This is a genomic window from Paraburkholderia sp. JPY419 (genome assembly GCF_050435705.1).
Taxonomy (GTDB): Bacteria; Pseudomonadota; Gammaproteobacteria; order Burkholderiales; family Burkholderiaceae; genus Paraburkholderia; species Paraburkholderia youngii.
On the sequence record NZ_JBNDKV010000004.1, the window covers coordinates 565,488 to 587,927 of the forward strand.

The following is a 22,440-nucleotide window of genomic DNA, read 5'->3' on the forward strand; positions in this document are numbered from 1 at the left end:
TCGCTGGCAATTCGATGCTGGAGCGTCCGACGATTAGCACGGTGATTCGCGCGACGAGTGAAAGGCTGCGGTATAGTCGCGGCAAACTTTAAATCCGTCTCTTCGATTCTCTGGAGAAAATCGTGCAGGAAATCATCGAAGGTCTGATCCGCTTTCAACGCGAGGTCTTTCCACAGCAAAGCGCGCTCTTCAAGCGTTTATCGACCGCGCAGAATCCCAGCACGCTCTTCGTGACCTGTTCGGACAGCCGCGTGGTGCCGGAACTGCTGACGCAGACCGAGCCGGGCTCACTGTTCGTGATCCGCAACGCGGGCAACATCGTGCCGTCGTACGGCCCGGAGCCGGGCGGCGTGTCGGCTACCGTCGAATATGCGATCGCCGTGCTCGGCGTGACCGACATCGTGATCTGCGGCCATTCGAACTGCGGCGCGATGACGGCGATCTCGTCCTGCACGAACCTGGAGCACATGCCGGCGGTCGCGAGCTGGCTGCGTCACGCGGATGCGGCGAAAGCGATCAACGCGTCGCGTCACTATTGCTCGGATGCGGAGCGTCTCGCGGCGCTGGTCAAGGACAACGTGATCGCGCAGCTGGCCAATATCCGCACGCATCCGTCGGTGGCGGTCGGGCTCGTGAACAAGACGCTGCGGCTGCATGGCTGGATCTTCGATATCGAAAGCGGCGAAATGCTCGCGCTCGATGGGAATACCGGTAACTTTTTGTCGCTTACAGAGAATCCGGAAATTTATGCAGGTTGACGTGGCATTTAAAACGGGTTTTGCTTTGAGAAATCAATAGCCCGAGCTTGCTAAAAGCCTTGCCTAAAAAGAACGCGGCGCAACGGATTTTCCGGTGCGCCGCGTTGTTTTTTCTATCAGATCGACGTCACCATCGAATCCGGCGGCACGACCTTCAACACATCAGGGCTCTTCGCAGCCGGGTTCGACCACAACAGATGCATGCTCGCCGCTCCGCTGCCGTGCACGTACTCGACCTTGATCGACGCGCTCTGGTTCGCGGCGAAATGGACCTCTTGGCTTGAGACTCCGATTAAAGGGCCCGTTTGCACAGAAGAATCCCCGTCGGTTTCGGACACATCCACGACGAGATCCGCCGATTCGTCAGTTGTTGGGTCTAAAAGGAAAACACTGTCCTTCGGATCGCCGACACTTTGACTAATGGGTCGTCGATCTGTCGGAATGGGGAGCGTGCCTTGTACAGCGAACCGAGAATGATCGTGTTGACGGGCCTCGTCTTCGGCGCGGTGACGATTGGGGCCTACGTGTCGCAGTTGGACAACGACTGGTCGTCCGGCCGGGACGCGAGCCTCGTCGCCGATGGCGAACGGGGTGTCGGCGCGACGGGCGCGGCGGCGACGCGGCACCATCCGCTGCGCGACGACGTGACTGCGCTGCGGTCTCAGCCGGCCGCGTCGATCGGAGCGCAGGCGGGCGACGCACTGGCCATCGCGGCGCTACAGTACGCGCGGGAGTCGAACAAGCCGCAACCGCAGGTGCAACCGCAGCCGCAGCCGACGAATTTGCCGCCACAGCCCGCGGTCACCTCGAACTGGACCCAGGCGCCGCCCGCGGCAAAGACCGTGCGCGCACACCATAGCCGGATTGCATCGGGCACCACCACGAAACCGCATTCAGCGCAAAGCGCTGTGACGACATCGGGTACTCATGCACGGGGCAGCAGCTACCGGAAAAGTTCTACTGCCGAGCGCTCCGGCAAGAAAGCGGCTGGCGTGATGCCAGAGGCGCGGCCGTCGCCGCAACATGCAACGCAAGGCGTCGAATCGGCGTGGTCGATGCAGCGCGCGGGGCAGAGCAGCGAGGCCGCGACTCAAGCGGTTGTCAACAGCGGCCCCAAAACGCGCGCCGAGGTAGAGGCCGAACTCGTGCGCGCGAGAGAGAACGGCACGATGCCCGCGTTCGGCAGACCCGCACCGTCGGGACCTGGAGCGCACTGAAGCAGGGCCCCGCGCCGCGTCCCATCAACCTCTAGATCAACGACGCGGCGAGCCGCGCGAAGGTGGTCTCGTCGGTGCGATCGAACGCGAGTGGCGTGACCGATACGCGGCCCGCCGCGACCGTCGCCGTTTCGCTGTCGGCATCGTTCTCGCGCGGGCCACGATCGAAGCGCAGCCAGTGATACGCGATGCCGCGCGGATCGACTTCCGGCAGCACCTCGATGTCCCTGACGAGCCCGACGCCCTGGCGCGTCGGCGTCAGCGGACCGGTATCGGCTGCATCGACGTCCGGGAAGTTGATGTTCAGGCAGGTCGGCGCTGCATGCTCGATCGCGAGCAACTGACGGATCACGCCGGGCGCGAGCGTGCGCGCGGTTTCCCAGCGCACGCGCTCGCGATCGGTGAATACCTGGCTCAGCGCGAACGACGGCAGTCCGAGCAGCAGCCCCGTCATCGCCGCGCCGACCGTGCCCGAGAACATCGTTTCGATGCCGAGATTGCCGCCGCGATTGACGCCGGACAGCACCAGCGTCGGCGGCGCCTCGCGCATCAGATGACGCACGCCCATCACGACGCAATCGCCGGGCGTGCCAGTCACGCCGAAACGGCGTTCGCCCTGGCGGCTCACGCGCAGCGGCGAATGCAGGCTGATCGAATGCGACGTACCGCTCTGGTCGTGCTCGGGCGCGACCACCCAGACTTCGTGCGCGAGCTCGGCGGCAACCGCTTCGAGCACGGCGAGGCCGGGCGCGTCGATACCGTCGTCGTTCGTCAGCAGCACTCGCGGCACCTTGGATTCGTAAGCGGACATCGATTCAATCTCCTGTGGGTCGGTCAATGGATCGTAGGGAAGGGACGCCCATTATCCGGCTTTCATTCGACGCGCGTACGATGACGTTGAGCCGCTAACCGACCCAGGACGACCCGCCATGCAGATCGACCCGTTTGAGATTGCGATCGCCGATCAGGACATCGACGATTTGCGCCGCCGCATCCGTGCGACCCGCTGGGCGCCCGCGACGCCCGCGCCCGCGTGGCAGCAGGGCGCCGACCCGGCCTGGCTGCGCGAACTCGCGACCTATTGGGCTGGGCAATTCGACTGGCGCGCGGCCGAACGCAAGTTGAACCAGCTGCCGCAATTTCTCGCCGACGTGAACGGCCAGACCGTGCACTTCGCGCATCGGCGCGCCGCGAGTGTCACACCGGGATTCCAGGCTTATCCGCTCGTGATCACGCACGGCTGGCCCGGTTCGTTCTTCGAGTTTCACGCGCTGCTCGATCAGTTGTGCGATCCGGCCGCGTTCGGCGCCGATCCCGCCGACGCCTTCGACGTCGTCACGCCGTCGCTGCCGGGCTTCGCGTTTTCGCCTGCGCCCGCGCAGGCCGGCATGTCCGCGTTCCGGGTCGCGGACCTGTGGGTGTCGCTGATGCGCGGGCTCGGCTACGAGCGCTTCGGCGCGCAGGGCGGCGATCTTGGCGCGGGCGTGTCGATCGCGTTGGCCGCGCATCATCCGCGGGCGGTCGACGGCATCCACCTGAACTTCCTGCCGAGTTCCTACGAGCCGGCGATCGGCGCGGCGCAGCGGGAGCTGACCCCGGCCGAGCGGGACTATCTGCGCGAGAAGAACGACTGGGCCGCACTCGAAGGCGGCTACGCGCATCAGCACAGCACCAAACCGCTGACCGTCGCCGCGTCGCTGAACGATTCTCCGGTGGGACTCGCCGCATGGATCGGCGAGAAGTTTCGCGCGTGGAGCGATTGCGGCGGCGACGTAGAAAGCGTGTTCTCGATCGACGAGCTGCTGACCAATATCTCGCTGTACTGGTTCACGCAGTGCATCGGGCCGGCGATGCAGATGTATTGGGAAAACCGCCTGCAGCCGATGCGTTTCACCGACGGCGAGCGCATCGACACGCCAGTCGGCTTCGCGCTGTTTCCGAAAGAGATCAATCATCCGCCGCGCAGCTGGCTCGAACGAACCTTCAACGTCGTGCAGTGGAGCGAAATGCCGGCCGGCGGGCATTTCGCGGCGATGGAAAAGCCAGAGTTGCTGGCGGCCGAGATTCGCAAGTTCTTCAGGCCGTTGCGGCAGAAAACACCTTAGGCCGCAGCGTAGCGCGCAAAAAGCGCATGGCGCATGGCGCATGGCGCATGGCGCACGGCGCAAACCTCAACCCGGGAGACCGACCGCATGAGCGCACCCGTCACGCTGCTTCTGTTCGACCTGGAAGGTGTGCTGTCGCACTACGACCGCGCCGCGCGTGTCGAGCGTCTCGCGGCGATCGCGGGCTGCACGGAAGAGACCGTGCGTCATGCGATCTGGGGCTCGGGACTCGAGGCGCGCGCCGACGGCGGCGAAATCAGCGACGACGAATATCTGCGCGAACTCGGCGCGCTGCTCGGTTATCCGGTGAGCCGCGCCGAATGGCTCGACGCGCGGCTCGCGTCGATCATGCCAAACGAAGCGGCGCTCGCGCTGGCGTCGCGCGCGGCGCAGCGTTGCCGCATCGCGATACTGACCAACAACTGCCGCCTGCTGACCGACCACATCGCTTATCTGAATCCGCCCGTGGCGCGGCTGTTCGGGCCGCACGTGTATTCGTCGGCGGTGTTCGGCGCGGCGAAGCCCGCCGCGCAAACCTATCTGCGCTGCGCCGAACGGCTCGGCGCGGCCCCAACGGAGACGCTGTTCATCGACGACAGCGAGGCCAACGTGGACGGCGCGCTCGCGGCTGGGTTGCAGGCCTACCGGTTCGTCGACGCGGATGGCCTGGCGGTCGAATTCGCGCGGCGGGGTGTGCTTTAACCGCTGCGATGACGGTCGAATTTCCACGCACGAGGGCACCTACCCGCTATGGCACTTGCGTCGAACCACGATCACCGCCGCCGCTTTCTGCGCGCGGCGCTCGGATTACCGGCAACACTCGCGTGGTCGCGCGTCACGTCCGCGCAGACTAAAACACCCGCGCAATCCGGTACCTCCTTACCCCGCATGAACCGCCGCGCGATCCCGTCCACCGGCGAAGCGCTGCCCGTGATCGGCTGCGGCACGTGGCGCACCTTCGACGTCGGCGACGATGCCGCCGCGCGCGCCCAGCTCGCCGACGTGCTGCGCATCCTGTTCGAAGCGGGCGGCTCGGTGATCGATTCTTCGCCGATGTACGGTTCGTCGGAAGCGGTCGCGGGCGCGCTGCTCACCCAGCTCGACGCGCATCGCAAGGCCTTCGTCGCCACCAAGGTCTGGACCGAGGGACGCGCAGCCGGCATCGCGCAGATGGAGGAATCGCTGCGGCGTTTTCAGCAGCCGCATGTCGATCTGATGCAGATCCACAATCTGCTCGACTGGCGCACACAGCTCGCGACGTTGCGCGACTGGAAAGCGCGCGGCCGGATTCGCTATCTCGGCATCACACATTACACGTCGAGCGCGTTCGACGAGGTCGCGGCGGTGATGCACGGCGAGAAGCCCGACTTCGTGCAGATCAACTACGCCGCCGACGATCGCGCGGCCGAGCAACGCATCCTGCCGCTCGCGGCCGATCTCGGCATCGGCGTCGTGATCAATCAGCCGTTCGGCGGCGGTGGTTTGCTCGCGCGCGTGATGAAAACGCCGCTGCCCGCATGGGCCGCGGAAATCGGCTGCACGAGCTGGGCGCAGATTCTGTTGAAATTCGTGCTCGCGCAGTCTGCGGTGACGGTCGTGATTCCCGGCACCGGCCGGCCGCAATACATGGCGGACAACGTGCGCGCGGGATCGGGACCGCTGCCCGACGCCGCTATGCGCGCTCGGATCGTCGCGGCGGTCGGCGGCTGACGTGATGCGCAATTCAGTGTGCAATCCGTCACGGCGTTTACTGACTGCTTTCCATTTGCATACACGCCTTACGTCCCGCAAACGCCGCACGACACGGGAATAAAACCCGCCACACGACAGTCATGCCTCACGAACCGGGTTCGGTTCGGCGAATCCCTATCGTGAGGTCATCATGTCGTCACAACATTCATTCGATCCGGCGCGTCGCGGCGCGCTGAAGTGTCTTGCGTTCGGTGGCCTGGGCACCGTGTTCATGCTGTCGGGCGGCGTGCTGACGCCGGTCGAACTCGCGCTCGCGGCCGACGCGAACACCGCGACGCCAGTGGCGGGCACGCCGCTTTTCCTGCAGATCAGCGACACGCATATCGGCTTCAACAAGGAAGCGAATCCCGACGTCGCGGGCACGCTGAAACAGACGATCGATTACGTCAACGCGATGCCGTCGCGGCCGCCGCTCGCGATTCACACCGGCGACATCACGCATCTGTCGAAGCCCTCTGAATTCGATCTGGCCGCGCAGCTGATGTCGGGACTGAAGATCACCGAGCTGCACACGGTCCCCGGCGAGCATGACGTCACCGACGGCCCCGGCACCGAGTACTTCAACCGTTTCGGCAAGGCGTCGGATAACCGCGGCTATTACAGCTTCGATCATCAGGGCGTGCATTTCGTCGGCCTCGTCAACGTGATGCATTTCAAGCCGAATGGCCTCGGCGGTCTCGGCAGCGAGCAGCTCGAATGGCTCGAAAACGATCTGAAAGGCCGCACGTCGAGCACCCCGGTCGTCGTGTTCGCGCACATGCCGATGTGGACGATCTACGAGCCGTGGGGCTGGGGCACGGGTGACGCGGGACAGGCGATGGACTATCTGAAGCGCTTCGGTTCGGTGACGGTGCTGAACGGTCACATTCACCAAATCGTGACGAAGGTCGAAGGCAACGTGACGTTCCATACCGCGCGCTCGACCGCCTACCCGCAACCGACCGCCGGCCAGGGCGAAGGCCCGGGGCCGCTGAAGGTCGCGAGCGACCAGTTGCCGAAGATGCTCGGCGTGACGAGCGTCAGCATCGCGCGTCATCCGCTGAGGGCGACGCTCGACGACACGACGCTCGCGTGACCGCACGCGCTACTTTTACGCTCGAGGAGATCAGTGATGCCAACCAACCTGATGGGCCGAGTACTCGCAGTTGCGCTCGGCAGTGCCGCGATTCTGGCGATGTCGGCGGGGCTCGGCTTCGCGCAAACCACCATGCCGATGCAGATGCCGATGAAGCCGGCGCAGCAGCAGACCGTCGCGGCGACGCCTAACGCGATGTTCATGAAAAACTTTAATTTCACGCCGACGGATTTGACCATCAAGGCGGGCACGACGGTCACATGGAAAAATCTCGACGGCGAGCCGCACACCGTGGTCAACGACGCGGGGCTGTTCCGCTCGTCCGCGCTGGATCAGAACGACACCTATCAATTCAAATTCGATAAACCGGGCGTGTACAAGATCTTCTGCGGCATTCATCCGAACATGAGGGCGACCATTACCGTGCAATGAGCGGTGCCATGGGCGGCGAGGCGAACCGGGCAACCCGCGCCGCTCACGCGGTATGCAGCTCGCTCAACCGGCACAGCAGAATCCCGTAGCCGGTCAGATGCCCGAGGTACACGCTCGTAAACACGTTCGACGCGGGCAGGTCCTCGGTCAGTTGACGCAGGTCCTCGATATGCAGAGGCGGGGCGTCGAGCGGCGGACGCTCGACGCGCAGAAGCCGAGGAACATGCCGAGCACCACGCCGATCAGACGCTGTTCGAGCAGAGGGAGATGTTCGCCCGTATAGAGCACGAGCGTGATCGGCACCGTGATGCTGGTCATCTGGAACAGCGACGGCCGCAGCGCGACGATGCTGAAGATCACGAGCGGCAGCAGTGCCGCGCCCATCCACAGGTGCGGTGCGGTCAGCCAGATCAGCAGCGTGCCGATCGGCATCGCCACCACGTTGGAAAACACCCGCTTGTAGAAGTAGCTTCGCGCCGCCGAAATCGAGCTACCGAGCGCCAGCGTCAGCATCGTCGAACCAGCGAGCGGCACGGCCGCGTCGGGAAAACCGAGCAGGTACGGGATGCCGAAACCGATCCACAGGCCGAGCGTCAGCTTCGTGTACCTGGCGGTTTCCAAAAGAGAAAAGCGCGCGAGCGCGCGGCGCAGCGGCGTGAGGGGTTGGTGCTGATACCTGTTCGACATGATTCTCATGCTGACCGATGAGATGTGGCCGGACCGCGTCAGGCCGGGCCGCGTCAGGCACGGCGCGCATTCGCGACATGCGCGCAGGTGACCTTACCACCGGGCGCGAATGGTTTCGGGAATTCGCACGCCATCAGGTTCGCGAGATGCTGCTTAAGGGCGCGCGGCGCTCAGCCCCACGAGGGTTTCAAACGGCGCTGTCGGGGTCGCGCGTGAGTGCGCGTTCAGGCGCGGTTGTTGCATGCGAAACGGCCACCGCGATGGCGCGTTTCGCGGAACTCGCGTCGCATCGGGCGTCGCGGTGACGGCAGGCGCGCGGCTGGCTGTCGAGCGATTAGCGGAGTTGGAGTTTTTACCAGCTTTGCACACTTTTTTGCCAACTCACGCGGTATCCGGCGGCGTCGTTCGAAGCACCCTGGAAGCGACGCGCAAACGCAACGCTGCTGTGTTGTCGGCCGTTCGCGACAGGATTACATTCATTGAGCATTGCGTGCGGCGGCAGCCCGCGAGCGCGGCTTACGCGGCGGCTCGTCAGTGCGCCAGCTGGTCAGCAGGAAGTGGCATACCCGGAGCGTATTGCGATGGCTACCGATCCCGACGATACCGACTTGCGTCATTCCACAACGGACGGCCGTTCCTCCTTTGAACCCGACGGCACGGACGAATCGGGCGTCCCGCCGCCGCGCTTCGGCCGCCTCGCGCTATGCCTCGCGGCGGCCGGCGCGCTGACCTTTGGCGTGATGGGCACCGTCGCCTACGGCGTCTGGTTCAACCAGGATCAGCAGACCTACGCGGATGCCATTGCGGGCGCACGCCAGGCGCTCGGTTCATCGGCGCCCGCGGTGCCGACGGTGGCCGTCGCGCACGCGCCGCAGGAGGCCGCCACGCCCGCCATCGCGCAGTCAGCCACGCAGCCCACCGCGTCAGACGTCGCGCTCGCAACGGCCGGCTCGAACGGCGGCTTCGAGGACACCAACCCGGCCGTGTGGTCCGGGCAGGTCCACCCGAGTACGCCCGAGTCGAATCTCACCGCCGCGCTGGCCGATACCCCGGTCGATGCCTCGGCGGATCTGTCGGCGGGTCTGTCGGACCACCCACCCACCGCCCCGATCGTTCCGACGCCACCGCCGCGCTCCATGCGGCACGTCGCGAATTCGACGGCGAAGCCCGCGGGCGGTCAGCATGCGAAAGAAACGCGCGTCGCGCAGCAGGAGCGGCGCGCGTCGTCGCAGCACAACGGCGGTCTGTTTGCGCGGATCGGACAGTTCTTTCGACGCGTGAGCTATCGTCAACATGACAACGGCCGACAGCAAGATCCCTACTCCCATCCCTGAGCACGGGGTCGCCGGGTCAGCGGGGCAAGCGTGGCTGCGCGGCGCCGCACGCGCGCGCGGGCCGGTGTGGCGCTTCCGGCCGGGGCCCGCGAGCGTCGCCGTGGCCGCGCTGTTGTGTCTGCTGTTCGGCCTGCTGTATGTGGCGATGCAGATCCGCACGGTGTTTTCCGATCAGTTGAAGCAGGAGTACGCGGGCCTCGTGCTCGAAGCCGCCGGGCGCGTCGACAGCGCGCGCGAACAGTTGGCCGCGTGGCAGCACATGGCCAACGCACCGGCGAGCCACGACGCGTCGTTCGTGCCGGGCTATGAGGCGGCGCGCGCGGAACTCGTGCGGCGTTTCGCGTCGCTCGCGGCGCTCGTCAACGCGAGTCCGTCGCCGGCGCCGCCCATTCCGTCGATGTCACCGACCCAGGCGACGCCCGAAGCCGTCGCGGCGGTGCTCGGCAGCGTCTCGGCCTACTGGCGCGCGCAGCGCGACGCGGCGAGCGCCGACGTGCGGCTGCGCGTCACGCACGTCGCGCGCACGCTGATCGCGCTCGCCGCGCTGCTGTTCTGCATGCTGATCACGGCGCTCGGCATGTACGCGAAGCGCAACCGCCAGCTCGCGGGGCAGTCGCACGAGTTCGAACTGGCGTCGCTGCACGATTCGCTGACCGGCCTGTCGAACCGCCGCAAGCTGCTGGGCGCGCTCGACGCCGCCGCCAGAAACGCGCGGACCGCGGCCGTCGAGCCGCGCCTCGCCGTGCTCTACATCGATCTCGACGGCTTCAAGCAGGTCAACGATTTGTTCGGACATCGCACCGGCGACGAATTCCTCGCCGCGGTGTCCGAGCGGTTTCGCGCGTCGGTGCGCAAAGGCGATCTGGTCGCGCGCATCGGCGGCGACGAATTCGCGGTGCTGGTGCGCACCTTCGCCGGCGATGACGAGCTCGCCGAGATCGCGCGCCGGCTGATGGCCTGCGTGGTCGAGACCGACGAGCAGATGGGAATCGGCCGCGTGCGCGCGAGCGTGGGCATCGCGAGCTATCCCGACGATGTCGACGATCACCGCCGTCTGATCGCCGCCGCCGATGCCGCGATGTATCAGGTCAAGCGCGACGGCAAGAACGGTTTCGCGTTCGCGGCGCAGACGGGCAGGGAAGCGACGATGTGAACCTGTCGATTGTCACTGAGCCTCGTTGCGCCACTCCGTCAGCTTCTCGCGCTCATTGAGTTCGATGAACGCCGGCCGCGCGCGCAGCATGCGGATATAGCCCGCGAGATGCGGCCAGCCCACCGTCGCCGGGTGCGGCATGTTGCGCGTCCAGCGCATCAGCACGAGCGCGAGCAGATCGGCGGTGCTGAGCTGCTCGCCCGCGAGGTACGCGTGGCCGCCGGCGAAATGCGCGTCGAGCCGCTCGCACGCCGCTTCGATGCGGCGTTGCGCGAGCGCGCGCACCGCGTCGGCGCCGGCTGGGTCGCCGTCGCTGCCGGCGTAGAACCAGTCGCGCATCGCGGGCAGCAGCGTGTTCGCGAGGTAGATCATCCATTCGAACCATTCGCCGCGCGCGGCCGACCCCGGCGCGGGCGCGAGCCCGGCGTCGGCGTGGCGCTCGGCAAGCAGCATCAGCAGCGCGGCCGATTCATGCCGGGGCACGCCATCGACGACCAGCGTCGGCACGCGTCCGGCCGGATTCAAACGCAGATACTCGGGATCGTGCTGCTGGCCCACGTCGATATCGACGAGGCGCGCTTCGAACGGCACGCCCATTTCGAGCAGCATCCAGTGCACGGGCATGCTGGCCGCGCCGGGCGAGTAGTAGAGAACGTAGGACATGTCGGGCTCCGTGGGTCGAGGGATGAGCGGTCGAACCGTGAACCGGAAGAATAAGGGGCTGTCGCCGAAGCGAACAGCCCCTTCAGATGCATCAGGCGCTAGCTGTCTTTCAATGCGCCGACGCGTGCTTCTCCTGCTCGGCCGCGCTCGACTGCGTCACCGCGCTGACGATCACGAACACGATCACGTTCACCGCGAGCGCGAGGAAGCCGATGTTGACGTCCTTCAGCGCCTCGGGCAGGAACGGCATCAGTTGACCGACGCTCCAGTGCAGCGTCGTGGTCAGCGTGACCACCGCGACGCCCGCGACGATCCCGCAGAACGCGCCTTGCCTCGTCGCGCGGTTGCGCGGGAACAGGCTGCAGATCACGGCCGGGAACAGTTGCGTGACGAAGCTGTAGCCCATCAGCAGCAGCGCGACGATGGTTTCGCCGCCGTTCAGCGTGAAGAAGACCGCGACCAGCGCCACGATAGGCACGAGGACGCGCGCGATCATCGCGACCGACGCATCCGACGCTTTGCGGTTCACCATGCCGCGATAGACGTCGTTGGCGAGCAGCGTCGAGGCCGAGGTCAGAATCATCGAGCCCGGCACCAGCGCGGTCAGGATGCCGGCCGCGCCGATCACACCGACGAACCACGGATCGAACGTCTGCAGCGACAGGCGGAACAGCGACAGGTCGATGTCGGCGCCCTTCAGGCCCGGCACGCGCAGCGTCGCCGCGAAGCCGACGAAGAACACGAACAGCAGGATCAGCTGATAGAGCGGCAGGATCGCGGCATTGCGGCGGAAGATGCGCTCGTCCTTCGCCGTGAAGATCGAACCGAACGTATGCGGCCACATGAAGAAGCCGAGCGCGGTCAGCAGCACGGTCGACTGGAACCATACGACGCTCGAGCCGTGCGCCGGGAAGGTCAGGAAGCCGGGACGGGCGGCGTCGATGGTGCGGAACATCGCGGCGAAGCCGCCGTAGTAATGCAGCGGCAGATAGATGCCGAGGAACAGCACGATCGCGAGGATCAGCAGGTCCTTGACCACCGAGTTCCATGCGGAGCCGCGCACGCCCGACACGATCACGTAAGAGGTCACGACGATCGCGCCGATCCAGATCGCCGCCGTCGACGAGATCACGCCATACGACGCGGTCGCGACGATGATGCCGAGGCCCTTCAATTGCAGCACCAGATACGGAATCAGCGCGGCCACGCCGACCAGCGCGACCAGCGTGCCGAGCGCCGGGCTTTCGTATTTGCGCGTGAAGAAGTGCGGCTGCGAGACGAGGCGGTGCGCTTTCGCGTAGCGCCAGATCGGCGGCAGCATCCAGTACGACAGGATGTACGCGAGCGTGCCGTAGGCGAGGATGTAGTAGACCGGTGCGCCCTTGCCGTATGCAAAGCCGCTGCCGCCGAGGAACGTGAAGGTCGTATAGATTTCGCCTGCCATCAGCAGGAACACGAACGCGGTGCCGAAGCTGCGGCCGCCCACGCTCCATTGCTCGAGGCTCATGTCGTGGCCGCGCTTCGCGCGCACGCCGAGGAACAGCGCGAACAGCGTAACGGCAGCGATGATGACGAGTGCGCTCATGGGCGAACCTCCTCGCCATTGGCGGCGACGCGCCGGTTGGACGGATCGAGGTTGTAGACGATCGCCATGATGATCGCGCTCAACACCACCCACATGACGATCCAGGCCAGCACGAACGGCATGCCGAACACGATGGGCTCGACCCGATTGACAAACGTAACGCCGACCAGAATGCCGATGAACGGCAACGCGGCAAGTACACGAAGAAGCATGCGGGCAACTCCTCGAACGGGTAGTTATGTGTCGTTGAAATTCCGGCTTCGCTGATGACTGTATGCCGGATACTTCGCTCCCGTAAAGTAGGTCAAAATAAATGCGAGGATTTCGACCGTTGCAATTGCATCTTTCCCGCACGGATTGCTGCGGTGCAAAGCGGGACGCGACGTGACGCGCCATGTATCGCGCGGCTTTTTTACTGGGCGACTGGCGCACCGCGATATGATCTGCGAGCATTCCAGCATTTTCCGGTCCGCGCGATGCGTGCCGGATTCATGACCGGCACCGCGCCCAGGCGCGAACCCCCGCGAGCACATGCAGGCACACGCAGACACACGGACACGCACATGGTCGAAAGTCTGATCTCGGACATTATGTTCGGCTTCATCGGCATGATCAGCATCATCAATCCGTTCGGCGGCGCGTTCGTGTTTTTGGATCGGACCGCATCGTTGACGCTCGACGAGCGCGACGCGCTTGCCCGCAAGGTCGCGATCAACGCCGCCTGCGTGCTGCTGGTGGCGTTCTTCATCGGCACGCCGATCCTGCATTTCTTCGGTATCTCGATGGAGGCGCTGCGCATCGGCGGGGGGCTCGCGCTCGCCGTCGGCGGCTGGCAGATGCTCAATGCGCCCGACACGCCGGCCGAGCAGACGGACGTCAAGCGCGTCGATGCGGAGACTGCGAAGGCCCGTGCGTTCTTTCCGCTCACCGTGCCGCTGACCACCGGGCCCGGCTCGATCGCGACCGCGATCGCGCTGTCCGCGAATCGTACGCACAAGCTGTCGGCGTTCGTGATGTCGAGCATCGCTTCGGTCGCGATCACGTTCGCGGTGGCCGTCTGCGTATATCTGATCTATAGCCGCGCGACGGTGTTGGCGCGCTATCTCGGCGTCGAGGGCACCAAGGTCGCATTGCGGGTGTCGGCGTTCCTGCTGCTGTGCATCGGCGTGCAGATCATCCTGACCGGCGTGTCGGAATTCCTGACTCCGATCGCGACGATGCGGGCGACTACCCCGTAGCAGGTCGGCGCGCTCATGGCAATGAGGATAACTGTCGATCCTCCCATATTGGCCGTCCCAACCTGGGCTCAATCCGCGACGCACGGCAACCGCTGGCGCCATGCGTGCAACGGCGGCGGCGCTGCGGGCGGGTCGCCTTCCGGTGGTCCGTCGGGGTCGTCGAGCGGATCGTCCGGGATCGGATCGGGGTCGATGTTCGGCGGCGGCGTCTTGGGCGGGATCTCGGGGTCGACCTCGGGCGGCGTCGGCACATGCAGATGCAGCGGCAGCGTCTGCGTCGAAATCCGCGCCGGGGTGGGTGCGTCCAGGCCGAATGTGCCGATTGCACGTGGCGTTTGCCGGCTCGTGTCAGGTAAATCCATCAGGGTCTCCACAAAGTCTTCGTTCAGACGCGCAATGCTCGTGCCGCATGACGACGGGTGTCGTTGCGTGGAACGCGACTTGCTGAAAACCCGCACACGCCGCATCGCGGTGCCCGCGCGCGCCCGGCTCGCATTGGACATCACCCACGCAAAGCACAGGAAGAGGAACGCATATGGCGCGACACAAGGCCGACGTTGCTGACGACGACTTCGAGATTTTCGCCAGCTATCACGGAACAGGCGACGGCCGATACTTAGGTGGACTGAAGGTCGTGAGGAAAGCGGACAGGCGGATTCTGTTTCCGTTCGACGGCGCACCGCAGATCGGCCCCTATGCGACCGCCGACGAAGCTCGCCGCGCCGCGATTGCGTATGGCCGCGAGATCGTCGCGGCCGATCGCGCCGCACCCGAAGGCTGAGCGCGCGCGGCCGGTGCGGTGCCTGTTCCGCGACACGTGCGGACGCGATCAAGGCATACCGCCGAGCGACGGCGAAATCGTGCTGCCACGCGCAGGATCGTCCGGATGTTCGTCGGGCTCGATGGGGCGCGTCGCCAGCGGCGGGTGATCGCGATAGCAGGTGTCGACGGAACCCTCGACGAGGCAGTTCTGGAACGCATCGGCGTCGCTCTTTTGCGCGAACGTGTACAGCGTGCGCTCGACCTGCACCTCGGTGCCGGATACGCGAATAGTCGTGATGCTCATAGGGTTCTCCTTTGGGTTCTCCTTTTTACAAAGCGAGAGATCGCAATGGCCGTGCCTGTCGCGCTGCGCTTGACTTCATCGGCAAGGCTCGAATGTTGCTGCATGAACCAGGTGGCCGTTCGACATGCCGCGTCACGACGCGAATCGACGGCCGAACACACGAGGAGGGCGTGATGCCAGATCCCCAATCGACCAACGCCGACACCCGGCAGCAGGCCGCCAGACCTGGCGGCGAGCAGTCCACGAGGCCGGATGAGCGCGCCGCGCCCGCGATATCCGACGAAGTCAAAGCCCGCAACAAGCCGAGCGGCACGCACTACGTCGAGCCGAGTCCGCTCGGCATCGAACCGGTCGTGCAGACCGGCGTGGATAAAGCGACCAATCCGCCACGTTCGAACGAGAGCCCGCGGCACGGCGCCGAGGTGCCGCTCGGCACCGGCGAGCACGCCGAACCGCCAGGGGGCGGCGGGCGCGAATCGCATCGCAAGCAGCCGGGCGAGCAATGACGCGGCGCGTTGTGAGCCAGCCCGTGCATCCAGTCCGTCAACCTTCAACCGGAGAAAGCGCATGCAACCGGACAACTCAACTGAATCGATGAACCCCGGCGACGAAGCGCCGCCCAACACACCAGGCGCGGGCGAAGACATTTGCCGCGCCTGCCACGGCACCGGCAAGGTCGACGGTGCTCGCTGCACCGTGTGCGGCGGCACGGGCAAGGTGCTGCAGGGCATCGGCGGAGGCTAGCCGGTGCTGGAGCGCCGGTTCGCGGCAACCGCATCACAAGCCAGGAGCAATCATGTTCAACGAGTCAAAGCACGGCTTCGACGCCGCGCAGACCGAATACGAAGCTTTCATGCTGGAACCGCACGGCTGGGTACCGAACAACAGCAAGCTGCCGGTCGTGCTGTACCGGCGCGCGCTGTCGCCCGGCAGCGGCAATCTGCCCGCCGCGTTCGAAATCCTGTTCGAGCGCAATGCATGGCCCGCGCAGTGGCGCAACAGCATCTTCGACTTCCATCACTTTCACGCGACCGCGCACGAGGTGCTCGGCGTGACCGACGCGAGCGCCGAAGTGATCGTCGGCGGACCCGGCGGACGGGTGGTGAAGCTGCATACGGGCGACGTGCTGCTGCTGCCGGCCGGCACCGGCCATTGTCTGCAATCGTTCGAGCCGCATTTTCAGGTGGTGGCGGGCTATCCGTTGGGGCAGCAGTGGGACATTCGCCGCGAAGCGCTGACGCCGCAGGAACTCACCGAGATGCTGGCGCTGCCGTTTCCGCCGCTCGATCCGATCGACGGCAAGCATGGTCCGGTGGTCGAGCTTTGGCTGCAGGCGGCCTGAACTTCGTCGTTCGCGAAGCAGCCGGTCTGCTGCGGGGTGGCGTGCAGAGTTGCGCGGTTAGGCGCATCATCTGTGGGCTTCGCCGCGATTTTCCCGCGCGCTTTCGGCAGTAGCGTCGGCACGTGTGCGGTTCCACGTGCGGCTTTGCGTCCCGCTTCGTGTCCTCGTGGACACGCCCGGACGCGCGCGTTTTCCATGACGACACGATGCGCCGATCCGTCCGCGCGCTCAGCGGTGTGCGTCGGCCGTCTCCCGCAATGCCGAACAAGGAGCGTCCCATGCAAAACGATCCCTCCCTCGATCAGCTGTGCATCAACACGATCCGCACGCTGTCGATGGACGCCGTGCAGAAGGCCAATTCCGGCCACCCCGGCACGCCGATGGCGCTCGCGCCGATCGCCTATCACCTGTGGCAACACCATCTGCGTTACGACCCAGACGAGCCGCTGTGGCCGAATCGCGACCGCTTCGTGCTGTCGGTCGGGCATGCATCGATGCTGTTGTATTCGCTGCTGCATCTGGCCAACGTGAAAGCCGTCGACGAACACGGCAAGCCGACCGGCGCGCCGGCCGTGTCGCTCGACGACATCCAGCATTTCCGCCAGATCGACAGCAACACGCCGGGCCACCCCGAGTACCGGATGACGACCGGCGTCGAGACCACCACGGGACCGCTTGGCCAGGGGCTCGGCAATAGCGTCGGCATGGCGATGGCCGCGCGCTGGTACGAGAACCACTTCAACCGGGCGGACGCGCCGCTGTTCGACTACCGCGTGTACGCGATGTGCGGCGACGGCGACATGATGGAAGGCATCTCGCACGAGGCGGCCTCGCTCGCGGGGCATCTGAAGCTGTCGAACCTGATCTGGATTTACGACAGCAACCGCGTGACGATCGAAGGCCATACCGACCTCGCGTACAGCGACGATGTGGCAAGCCGCTTTCACGGCTACAACTGGCACACGCTGAACGTCGGCGATGCGAACGACACCGCCGCGTTCGAAAAGGCGCTGGTCGAAGCGAAGAGGGTGACCGACCGGCCGACGCTGATCGTGGTCCACAGCATCATCGGCTGGGGCGCGCCGCACAAGCAGGACACCGCGTCCGCGCACGGCGAAGCGCTCGGCGTCGACGAAGTCGCGCTGGCCAAGAAGTTCTACGGCTGGCCCGAGGACAAGTTCTTCTACGTGCCCGAGGGCGTGCACGAACGCTTCGCGCAAGGCATCGGCGCGCGCGGCAAGGCGGCGCGCGAACAGTGGCAGGCGAAGTTCGACAGCTACAAGAAGCAGTACGCGGAGCTCGCGCGCGAATTCGCGCAGATGCAGGCGCACGAATTGCCGCAGGGCTGGGACAGCGACATCCCGAGCTTCGACGCCGATCCTAAGGGGATCGCGACACGCGAATCGTCGGGCAAGGTGCTCAATGCGATTGCCGCGCGCGTGCCGTGGATGATCGGCGGCGCGGCCGACCTGTCGCCGTCGACGAAGACCAACCTGAAGTTCGAAGGCGCCGGCAGCTTCCAGGCGGATAGCTATGGCGGCCGCAATCTGCACTTCGGCATTCGTGAACATGTGATGGGCGCGGTGGTCAACGGGCTCGCGCTATCGAATCTGCGCGCGTACGGCTCGACGTTCCTGATCTTCAGCGACTACATGAAGCCGCCGATCCGCCTGTCCGCGATCATGGAAGTGCCGGCCATCTATGTGTTCACGCACGATTCGATCGGCGTCGGCGAAGACGGTCCGACGCATCAGCCGATCGAGCAGCTCGCATCGTTGCGCGGCGTGCCCGGCCTCACGGTGCTGCGTCCCGGCGACGCGAACGAAGCGGCCGAGGCGTGGCGGGTCGCCCTGACGCAGCCGCATCGGCCGGCGTGCATCGTCGTGTCGCGCCAGCCGCTGCCGACGCTCGACCGCAGCCGCTATGCGTCCGCGAGCGGCGTGAAGCGCGGCGCGTATGTGCTCGCCGATGCGCCCGATGGCAAGAAGCCCGAGGTGATCCTGATGGCGACCGGCAGCGAGCTGTCGATCTGCGCCGACGTGTACGAGAAGCTCAAGAGCGAGGGCATCGCGGCGCGCGTCGTGTCGATGCCGTCGTGGGACATCTTCGAGCGCCAGGATGGCGCGTATCAGGAGTCGGTGCTGCCGGCGGACGTGGAAGCTCGCGTCGCGGTCGAGCAGGCTGCGTCGCTCGGTTGGGATCGGTATACGGGGCGGCTCGGCGCGCAGGTCGTCATGCATACGTTCGGCGCGTCGGCGCCGATTGCGGATCTGAAGAAGAAGTTCGGTTTCACGCCGGAAGCGGTGTATCAGGCGGCGAAGCAGCAGATCGAGCGGGTGAAGAAGGGGAAGGGCGCTTGAGCGTGCGGCGACGGTTTGAGTGAAAGGAGATATCAAATGGCCGAGATCAATAAGGAGGACGTGGTCGCGGTGCTGAACCGGATTCTCGAATCCGAGTTGGCCGGCGTCGTCCGATATACGCACTATTCGTTGCTTGTTTTCGGATTCGGACGCATCCCGATCCGGGAGTGGTTGCGCGCTCAGGCGGATGAATCGTTGTTGCACGCACAGCAGGCGGGCGAATGGATTACCACGCTGGGCGCCTATCCGTCGCTGGCGATCGGTCCTCTGCTCGACTCGCATACCTTCGATATCGCTTCGATCCTCCGCGAGTCGTTGCAAGCCGAGAATGTCGCGTTGCAGTTGTATCGCGATCTGCTGGCGCTCGTGGAAGACCGCTCGGTTGCACTCGAGGAATTTGCCCGTCAAATGATCCACGTCGAAGAGATGCACGCGGGCGAGGTCGACAAGATGTTGCGCCGCCCTGGGGAAATGACGACGTCGGAGGAACGGCAGGCACCCCCGGCTTGATCGCAGACGGCCCTCTGTGATGAGCGGGGCATCGCAGAGGGGCCGCTCAGACAACCAACCAGGACTCTTCGGCAGTAGGATGGTTATCAGAACGCCGCCAAACCTGCGAGTACGGAGCCAACCATGAATTCCCCCCATTCAGGCGACGCCATCTCGACGCTGCCGCGCAGAGTGCTGATCGCAGTCGATTCATCGGAAGCATCCCGACAGGCGCTCGACTACGCGCGAAACCTCCTTCCCGCCGGATGCGACGTCCGCCTCGTGAGCGTGGCCGAGAATCCCCATAAGCTATTTCCGACGGGCCGGCGCGTCGGCCACATGCTGGATCTGGCGCGCGATGAATTGCTCCGCGATGCGCTCGAGGCGCTCGATCGGGCGACGCAATCGCTAGCCGCGTGTGATGCGCGTATCGACTCGGAAGTCATCGACCTCGCGAAGCGCGGCAACGACGTCGTGGATGCCCTGATCGATGCGGCCGACACATGGAGAGCCGACCTGATGGTGATAGGCGCGCGTCAACACCAGGGGTTGCAGCGTTGGGCCGAGGGTACGGTGTCCGAACGGCTGACGCGACGTCTGCGCTGCCCGATGCTGGTCGTCCCGCAGAGCTACAGTACGACGCATAGCGAGCTGCCCGAGCGCATCCTGTTCGCGGTCGATGGTAGTTCTCTGTCGATGTCCGCGTTGCAGTACGGAATACGGTTCGCTACGTCCGACACCGAATTGCGAGCGGTCTATGTGATCGATCGCGCCGTGCGGCTCTCCGATTGGATCCCGATCGATTCGCTCGAGGACTCGTTCGTCGGCGAAGGCAAGGAGGCAATAGCCGCTGCCGAGCCGGTTCTGGCGCGCGTGTCGGCGCGGGTCTCGACAGCGCTCGTCAGGACGAACCGAACCGACGATGATGTTGCTCATGCCATCGTGCGCGAGGCGGGCGGCTGGGAGGCGCAACTGATCGTGATGGGTACGCATGGCAGGCGCGGCATCACACGCTGGATACTCGGCAGCGTCGCTGGGCGGGTCTTGCAAATCACGCAAACGCCAATTCTGCTGATCCACGCTAGCGACGCCACTTCGGCATCTACTGGCAGCCCGCGTTTTCGGAGTTCGACGCGAACCTGAACCTGGCCGGGAGGCAAAATCGCGCGATCGGCCCCCACTGAACGGGCTGCTAGCGCGACTCGAACGAGGAGAGTTCGATCGGGCGGCAGTGGGACGTGCGCTGCTGCAAGACGCAGCATGTTCGAAAAGGTGCGGCAAGGTCGCGGCGACGAAATTGCAGACTTCGCGCCAGACGCATTCTCGACCTTGGACTAGTTCGATCCTCGTGCGCACAACTAGTGCTGATGCCGATGATGAATATCGGGGAAATGCGCGTGCGAATGGGTAATAGGCAGATGCACGTGAGGGTGCGTGTGCGGCTCGTCACCGGCATAAGGAAAATCATGCTCGTGCTGATGATGCTCGTCATGACGATGCCGGTGCGCGTGTTTGAGAAACTCATGACTGTGCTCATGCTCATGCCGCTCGCGCACATGCAGCCAGATACCCAGCGCCATCAGGGCCGCGGCAATCCAGAAAGACAGGTTGGGCAGGGCGGGCCATATGATCAGCGAAAGGATCACACCGAAAAGCGGCGCTACAGAAAAGTACGCGCCTGTACGCGCCGTACCGAGATGCCGAAGCGCGATAACGAACAAGACGAGGCTGATGCCGTAACCGCTGAGCCCGGTCAGCATCGCCGCCGCCATGGTTCCTGCTGAAGGAAGCGAAGCGCCAGCCGCGAGCGCGATGCCGAGATTCACGGGACCGGCCACCAACCCTTTGAGACACGCGATCACCATCGCGTCGTTCGCCGAGACCTTGCGCGTCAGGTTGTTGTCGATTGCCCAGCACAGACACGCGCCGACGATCAGTAACGCACCTACCGGCACGCCTGTCTGGCCCGGATGCCACGACAGAAGCACGCCGCCCGCAACGATCGCCACCATCCCGAGAAAAACCTGAATGTCGACATTTTCCCGGAAGACCACCCAGGCAATCACTGCGGTCAACACGCCCTCGAGGTTGAGCAATAACGAACTCGTGGCCGCTGGTGTGGTGGACAGGCCCAGCATCAGGAATGCGGGCCCGGCGACGCCGCCCATCGCTATTGCCCCGATCAGCCAGGGTAGCTCGCCTTTGGTGATGCGGTGGCGCGCGCCGGATTGACGCCCGCGCGATCGGAAGGCGCGCCACGCGATGCCGACGCCAAGCCCCAGGCCGCTACCGAGATAAAACAGGCCTGCGAGCATAAATGGGCTGACCGAGCCCAGCAGCGCCTTGGCCAACGGTGTCGCGGCGCCGAACAGCGCCGCAGCGGCCAAGGCGGTGAATATCGCGGCGTATCCTGATTTCACAACTTCAACCTCATGTTCGCAGCAGAAGGGACAGTTTACAGACCATTGCTGGGGTGACGGATCAAACTCTTAGCAGGCAGCCAAGAGCTTGCTTGTAGAAATCGTTACTGGGACGTAACGTAATCTACATGAGCACGCTTTCAACCTGGTTGCTACTGGTGCTGACTCTTCCGACAGAGAACGCCACCGCGCGGATGCGTGAGGCGTGCCGAGGCCGCCTGGCGGGATTTTCTCGCGCACGTCGACACGGTGCTGTCGCCTGGCGAGCCACACGCGGCAACCCGCGCAATCCGCTCGCTTTCTGTCGAGGACTATCAAGGACGGAGTTGGGCGACCCGGCGACGCATGTGGGTCGACCGTGTGGCGAGCGCATGGCTGATCCGCCGTTTCATCGACCGCGACGCGCGTTTTATCTGGTTACCGTCACCCGAAGCCTGTCCGCCAGACGCGCTCGGTTTCGATTTCGATGGCGCCGCCATTACCCATGCCGGAGAACGCGTCAGGTTCGAAGTACTGCTGGCGAGCTTCGGTCTGGACAAGAATCCGGCGCTCGTGCGGCTCGGCGCAATGGTTCACGCACTCGACGTCGGCGGTGTGAGCGTGCCGGAAGCCATCGGGTTCGAAGCGATCATGGCCGGCTCGCGCGAGCGCACGGCTGACGACGACCAGTTGCTCACCGCGATCAGCCCGGTGCTCGACGCGATGTACACGCATTTCGCGGCCAGTGAAAAAGGCGGCGATACGGGAAGGCGCCCATGAGCACG

26 protein-coding genes and 1 pseudogene are annotated in these 22,440 nt (G+C 65.2%); 18 read left to right on the top strand and 9 right to left on the bottom strand.

All coding sequences use genetic code 11. The features are described from left to right. The first annotated feature begins 122 nt into the window (after positions 1 to 122). Entirely contained in the window at positions 123 to 758 is a 636-nt protein-coding gene (locus QFZ91_RS31110) for a carbonic anhydrase (protein ID WP_176123793.1), read from the top strand. Positions 759 to 874: 116 nt separating this feature from the next. Here QFZ91_RS31110 and QFZ91_RS31115 read toward each other — a convergent pair whose 3' ends face one another. Then, complete coding sequence (locus QFZ91_RS31115) at positions 875 to 1,069, bottom strand: hypothetical protein (protein WP_429569527.1); 195 nt, start codon at positions 1,067 to 1,069, stop codon at positions 875 to 877. A gap of 162 nt (positions 1,070 to 1,231) precedes the next feature. Between QFZ91_RS31115 and QFZ91_RS31120 the strand changes: the two genes are divergently transcribed. Continuing rightward, entirely contained in the window at positions 1,232 to 1,975 is a 744-nt protein-coding gene (locus QFZ91_RS31120) for a DUF4148 domain-containing protein (protein WP_429569528.1), read from the top strand. Between the two features lie 31 nt (positions 1,976 to 2,006). Here the strand turns inward: QFZ91_RS31120 and surE are convergent, their stop codons facing one another. Next, positions 2,007 to 2,786 carry a 5'/3'-nucleotidase SurE gene (surE, locus tag QFZ91_RS31125; protein WP_429569529.1) on the bottom strand — a complete coding sequence of 260 codons (780 nt, stop codon included), beginning with the start codon at positions 2,784 to 2,786 and terminating at the stop codon, positions 2,007 to 2,009. 118 nt (positions 2,787 to 2,904) lie between these two features. Here surE and QFZ91_RS31130 point away from each other — a divergent pair, with 118 nt between their 5' ends. From QFZ91_RS31130 to QFZ91_RS31150, 5 genes are all read left to right on the top strand, one after another. After that, positions 2,905 to 4,080, top strand: a complete 1,176-nt coding sequence (locus tag QFZ91_RS31130) for an epoxide hydrolase family protein (RefSeq protein ID WP_429569530.1) — start codon at positions 2,905 to 2,907, stop codon at positions 4,078 to 4,080. Between the two features lie 87 nt (positions 4,081 to 4,167). Beyond that, positions 4,168 to 4,782: an HAD family hydrolase gene (locus QFZ91_RS31135; RefSeq protein WP_429569531.1), complete on the top strand. Its 615-nt coding sequence runs from the start codon at positions 4,168 to 4,170 to the stop codon at positions 4,780 to 4,782. Between the two features lie 48 nt (positions 4,783 to 4,830). After that, complete coding sequence (locus QFZ91_RS31140; protein WP_429569532.1) at positions 4,831 to 5,790, top strand: aldo/keto reductase; 960 nt, start codon at positions 4,831 to 4,833, stop codon at positions 5,788 to 5,790. Between the two features lie 172 nt (positions 5,791 to 5,962). After that, the gene (locus QFZ91_RS31145; protein ID WP_176384636.1) at positions 5,963 to 6,907 is read left to right on the top strand and encodes a metallophosphoesterase family protein; all 945 of its coding nucleotides are present in this window, start codon (positions 5,963 to 5,965) and stop codon (positions 6,905 to 6,907) included. Positions 6,908 to 6,943: 36 nt separating this feature from the next. Further along, a complete protein-coding gene (locus QFZ91_RS31150; protein WP_176384634.1) occupies positions 6,944 to 7,339 on the top strand; it encodes a cupredoxin domain-containing protein in 396 nt (131 codons plus the stop codon). Between the two features lie 147 nt (positions 7,340 to 7,486). Here QFZ91_RS31150 and QFZ91_RS31155 read toward each other — a convergent pair whose 3' ends face one another. After that, positions 7,487 to 8,026 (bottom strand): aromatic acid exporter family protein, encoded by a 540-nt coding sequence (locus tag QFZ91_RS31155; RefSeq protein WP_429569533.1) that lies wholly within the window; start codon positions 8,024 to 8,026, stop codon positions 7,487 to 7,489. Positions 8,027 to 8,607: 581 nt separating this feature from the next. On the opposite strand from QFZ91_RS31155, the gene QFZ91_RS31160 reads away from it, so the two are divergent. Next, entirely contained in the window at positions 8,608 to 9,360 is a 753-nt protein-coding gene (locus QFZ91_RS31160) for a hypothetical protein (RefSeq protein ID WP_176384630.1), read from the top strand. Continuing rightward, positions 9,320 to 10,513 carry a diguanylate cyclase domain-containing protein gene (locus QFZ91_RS31165; protein ID WP_429569534.1) on the top strand — a complete coding sequence of 398 codons (1,194 nt, stop codon included), beginning with the start codon at positions 9,320 to 9,322 and terminating at the stop codon, positions 10,511 to 10,513. The genes QFZ91_RS31160 and QFZ91_RS31165 overlap by 41 nt, the downstream gene beginning before the upstream one ends. Before the next feature lie 12 nt (positions 10,514 to 10,525). Here QFZ91_RS31165 and QFZ91_RS31170 read toward each other — a convergent pair whose 3' ends face one another. The 3 genes from QFZ91_RS31170 to QFZ91_RS31180 all read right to left on the bottom strand — a co-directional run bounded on the left by QFZ91_RS31170 (position 10,526) and on the right by QFZ91_RS31180 (position 12,973). Continuing rightward, complete coding sequence (locus QFZ91_RS31170; protein ID WP_429569535.1) at positions 10,526 to 11,176, bottom strand: glutathione S-transferase family protein; 651 nt, start codon at positions 11,174 to 11,176, stop codon at positions 10,526 to 10,528. A 109-nt stretch (positions 11,177 to 11,285) separates the two neighbouring features. Beyond that, positions 11,286 to 12,761: a sodium:solute symporter family protein gene (locus QFZ91_RS31175; RefSeq protein ID WP_429569536.1), complete on the bottom strand. Its 1,476-nt coding sequence runs from the start codon at positions 12,759 to 12,761 to the stop codon at positions 11,286 to 11,288. After that, a complete protein-coding gene (locus QFZ91_RS31180; RefSeq protein WP_368596210.1) occupies positions 12,758 to 12,973 on the bottom strand; it encodes a DUF3311 domain-containing protein in 216 nt (71 codons plus the stop codon). The genes QFZ91_RS31175 and QFZ91_RS31180 overlap by 4 nt, the downstream gene beginning before the upstream one ends. A 351-nt stretch (positions 12,974 to 13,324) precedes the next feature. Between QFZ91_RS31180 and QFZ91_RS31185 the strand changes: the two genes are divergently transcribed. Continuing rightward, a complete protein-coding gene (locus QFZ91_RS31185; RefSeq protein WP_176105989.1) occupies positions 13,325 to 13,999 on the top strand; it encodes a MarC family protein in 675 nt (224 codons plus the stop codon). 68 nt (positions 14,000 to 14,067) lie between these two features. Here the strand turns inward: QFZ91_RS31185 and QFZ91_RS31190 are convergent, their stop codons facing one another. Next, a complete protein-coding gene (locus QFZ91_RS31190; RefSeq protein WP_429569537.1) occupies positions 14,068 to 14,361 on the bottom strand; it encodes a hypothetical protein in 294 nt (97 codons plus the stop codon). 173 nt (positions 14,362 to 14,534) lie between these two features. On the opposite strand from QFZ91_RS31190, the gene QFZ91_RS31195 reads away from it, so the two are divergent. Then, complete coding sequence (locus QFZ91_RS31195; protein ID WP_429569538.1) at positions 14,535 to 14,780, top strand: DUF6723 family protein; 246 nt, start codon at positions 14,535 to 14,537, stop codon at positions 14,778 to 14,780. Positions 14,781 to 14,828: 48 nt separating this feature from the next. Here QFZ91_RS31195 and QFZ91_RS31200 read toward each other — a convergent pair whose 3' ends face one another. Further along, positions 14,829 to 15,065, bottom strand: coding sequence for a hypothetical protein (locus tag QFZ91_RS31200; RefSeq protein WP_176105986.1), 237 nt, complete (start codon positions 15,063 to 15,065; stop codon positions 14,829 to 14,831). Between the two features lie 173 nt (positions 15,066 to 15,238). Between QFZ91_RS31200 and QFZ91_RS31205 the strand changes: the two genes are divergently transcribed. From QFZ91_RS31205 to QFZ91_RS31230, 6 genes are all read left to right on the top strand, one after another. Next, positions 15,239 to 15,571, top strand: a complete 333-nt coding sequence (locus tag QFZ91_RS31205) for a hypothetical protein (RefSeq protein WP_429569539.1) — start codon at positions 15,239 to 15,241, stop codon at positions 15,569 to 15,571. A 61-nt stretch (positions 15,572 to 15,632) separates the two neighbouring features. Further along, a complete protein-coding gene (locus QFZ91_RS31210; protein ID WP_176123809.1) occupies positions 15,633 to 15,809 on the top strand; it encodes a hypothetical protein in 177 nt (58 codons plus the stop codon). Positions 15,810 to 15,861: 52 nt separating this feature from the next. Continuing rightward, the gene (locus tag QFZ91_RS31215; protein WP_176384622.1) at positions 15,862 to 16,407 is read left to right on the top strand and encodes a cupin; all 546 of its coding nucleotides are present in this window, start codon (positions 15,862 to 15,864) and stop codon (positions 16,405 to 16,407) included. A 278-nt stretch (positions 16,408 to 16,685) separates the two neighbouring features. After that, complete coding sequence (gene tkt, locus QFZ91_RS31220) at positions 16,686 to 18,767, top strand: transketolase (protein ID WP_429569540.1); 2,082 nt, start codon at positions 16,686 to 16,688, stop codon at positions 18,765 to 18,767. A 36-nt stretch (positions 18,768 to 18,803) separates the two neighbouring features. Further along, on the top strand, positions 18,804 to 19,277 hold the full coding sequence (locus QFZ91_RS31225) for a ferritin-like domain-containing protein (RefSeq protein WP_176123812.1): 474 nt from the start codon (positions 18,804 to 18,806) through the stop codon (positions 19,275 to 19,277). 123 nt (positions 19,278 to 19,400) lie between these two features. Continuing rightward, positions 19,401 to 20,399, top strand: coding sequence for a universal stress protein (locus tag QFZ91_RS31230; RefSeq protein WP_429569541.1), 999 nt, complete (start codon positions 19,401 to 19,403; stop codon positions 20,397 to 20,399). Positions 20,400 to 20,614: 215 nt separating this feature from the next. Here QFZ91_RS31230 and QFZ91_RS31235 read toward each other — a convergent pair whose 3' ends face one another. Further along, entirely contained in the window at positions 20,615 to 21,676 is a 1,062-nt protein-coding gene (locus QFZ91_RS31235) for a DMT family transporter (RefSeq protein ID WP_429569542.1), read from the bottom strand. Between the two features lie 186 nt (positions 21,677 to 21,862). Between QFZ91_RS31235 and QFZ91_RS31240 the strand changes: the two are divergent. Beyond that, a pseudogene (locus QFZ91_RS31240) lies at positions 21,863 to 22,435 on the top strand (chromate resistance protein ChrB domain-containing protein); the annotation flags it as partial. Between the last annotated feature and the right edge of the window lie 5 nt (positions 22,436 to 22,440).

What these genes read in the sequence shown, in the direction of transcription:
- QFZ91_RS31150 (WP_176384634.1), top strand. Translation starts at nt 6,944, where the DNA reads ATGCCAACCAACCTGATGGGCCGAGTACTCGCAGTTGCGCTCGGCAGT.
- QFZ91_RS31200 (WP_176105986.1), bottom strand. Translation starts at nt 15,065, where the DNA reads ATGAGCATCACGACTATTCGCGTATCCGGCACCGAGGTGCAGGTCGAG.
- QFZ91_RS31165 (WP_429569534.1), top strand. Translation starts at nt 9,320, where the DNA reads ATGACAACGGCCGACAGCAAGATCCCTACTCCCATCCCTGAGCACGGG.
- QFZ91_RS31210 (WP_176123809.1), top strand. Translation starts at nt 15,633, where the DNA reads ATGCAACCGGACAACTCAACTGAATCGATGAACCCCGGCGACGAAGCG.
- QFZ91_RS31205 (WP_429569539.1), top strand. Translation starts at nt 15,239, where the DNA reads ATGCCAGATCCCCAATCGACCAACGCCGACACCCGGCAGCAGGCCGCC.
- QFZ91_RS31130 (WP_429569530.1), top strand. Translation starts at nt 2,905, where the DNA reads ATGCAGATCGACCCGTTTGAGATTGCGATCGCCGATCAGGACATCGAC.
- surE (WP_429569529.1), bottom strand. Translation starts at nt 2,786, where the DNA reads ATGTCCGCTTACGAATCCAAGGTGCCGCGAGTGCTGCTGACGAACGAC.
- QFZ91_RS31160 (WP_176384630.1), top strand. Translation starts at nt 8,608, where the DNA reads ATGGCTACCGATCCCGACGATACCGACTTGCGTCATTCCACAACGGAC.
- QFZ91_RS31230 (WP_429569541.1), top strand. Translation starts at nt 19,401, where the DNA reads ATGAATTCCCCCCATTCAGGCGACGCCATCTCGACGCTGCCGCGCAGA.
- QFZ91_RS31185 (WP_176105989.1), top strand. Translation starts at nt 13,325, where the DNA reads ATGGTCGAAAGTCTGATCTCGGACATTATGTTCGGCTTCATCGGCATG.
- QFZ91_RS31140 (WP_429569532.1), top strand. Translation starts at nt 4,831, where the DNA reads ATGGCACTTGCGTCGAACCACGATCACCGCCGCCGCTTTCTGCGCGCG.
- tkt (WP_429569540.1), top strand. Translation starts at nt 16,686, where the DNA reads ATGCAAAACGATCCCTCCCTCGATCAGCTGTGCATCAACACGATCCGC.
- QFZ91_RS31215 (WP_176384622.1), top strand. Translation starts at nt 15,862, where the DNA reads ATGTTCAACGAGTCAAAGCACGGCTTCGACGCCGCGCAGACCGAATAC.
- QFZ91_RS31175 (WP_429569536.1), bottom strand. Translation starts at nt 12,761, where the DNA reads ATGAGCGCACTCGTCATCATCGCTGCCGTTACGCTGTTCGCGCTGTTC.
- QFZ91_RS31135 (WP_429569531.1), top strand. Translation starts at nt 4,168, where the DNA reads ATGAGCGCACCCGTCACGCTGCTTCTGTTCGACCTGGAAGGTGTGCTG.
- QFZ91_RS31190 (WP_429569537.1), bottom strand. Translation starts at nt 14,361, where the DNA reads ATGGATTTACCTGACACGAGCCGGCAAACGCCACGTGCAATCGGCACA.
- QFZ91_RS31180 (WP_368596210.1), bottom strand. Translation starts at nt 12,973, where the DNA reads ATGCTTCTTCGTGTACTTGCCGCGTTGCCGTTCATCGGCATTCTGGTC.
- QFZ91_RS31155 (WP_429569533.1), bottom strand. Translation starts at nt 8,026, where the DNA reads ATGTCGAACAGGTATCAGCACCAACCCCTCACGCCGCTGCGCCGCGCG.
- QFZ91_RS31145 (WP_176384636.1), top strand. Translation starts at nt 5,963, where the DNA reads ATGTCGTCACAACATTCATTCGATCCGGCGCGTCGCGGCGCGCTGAAG.
- QFZ91_RS31120 (WP_429569528.1), top strand. Translation starts at nt 1,232, where the DNA reads ATGATCGTGTTGACGGGCCTCGTCTTCGGCGCGGTGACGATTGGGGCC.
- QFZ91_RS31225 (WP_176123812.1), top strand. Translation starts at nt 18,804, where the DNA reads ATGGCCGAGATCAATAAGGAGGACGTGGTCGCGGTGCTGAACCGGATT.
- QFZ91_RS31170 (WP_429569535.1), bottom strand. Translation starts at nt 11,176, where the DNA reads ATGTCCTACGTTCTCTACTACTCGCCCGGCGCGGCCAGCATGCCCGTG.
- QFZ91_RS31195 (WP_429569538.1), top strand. Translation starts at nt 14,535, where the DNA reads ATGGCGCGACACAAGGCCGACGTTGCTGACGACGACTTCGAGATTTTC.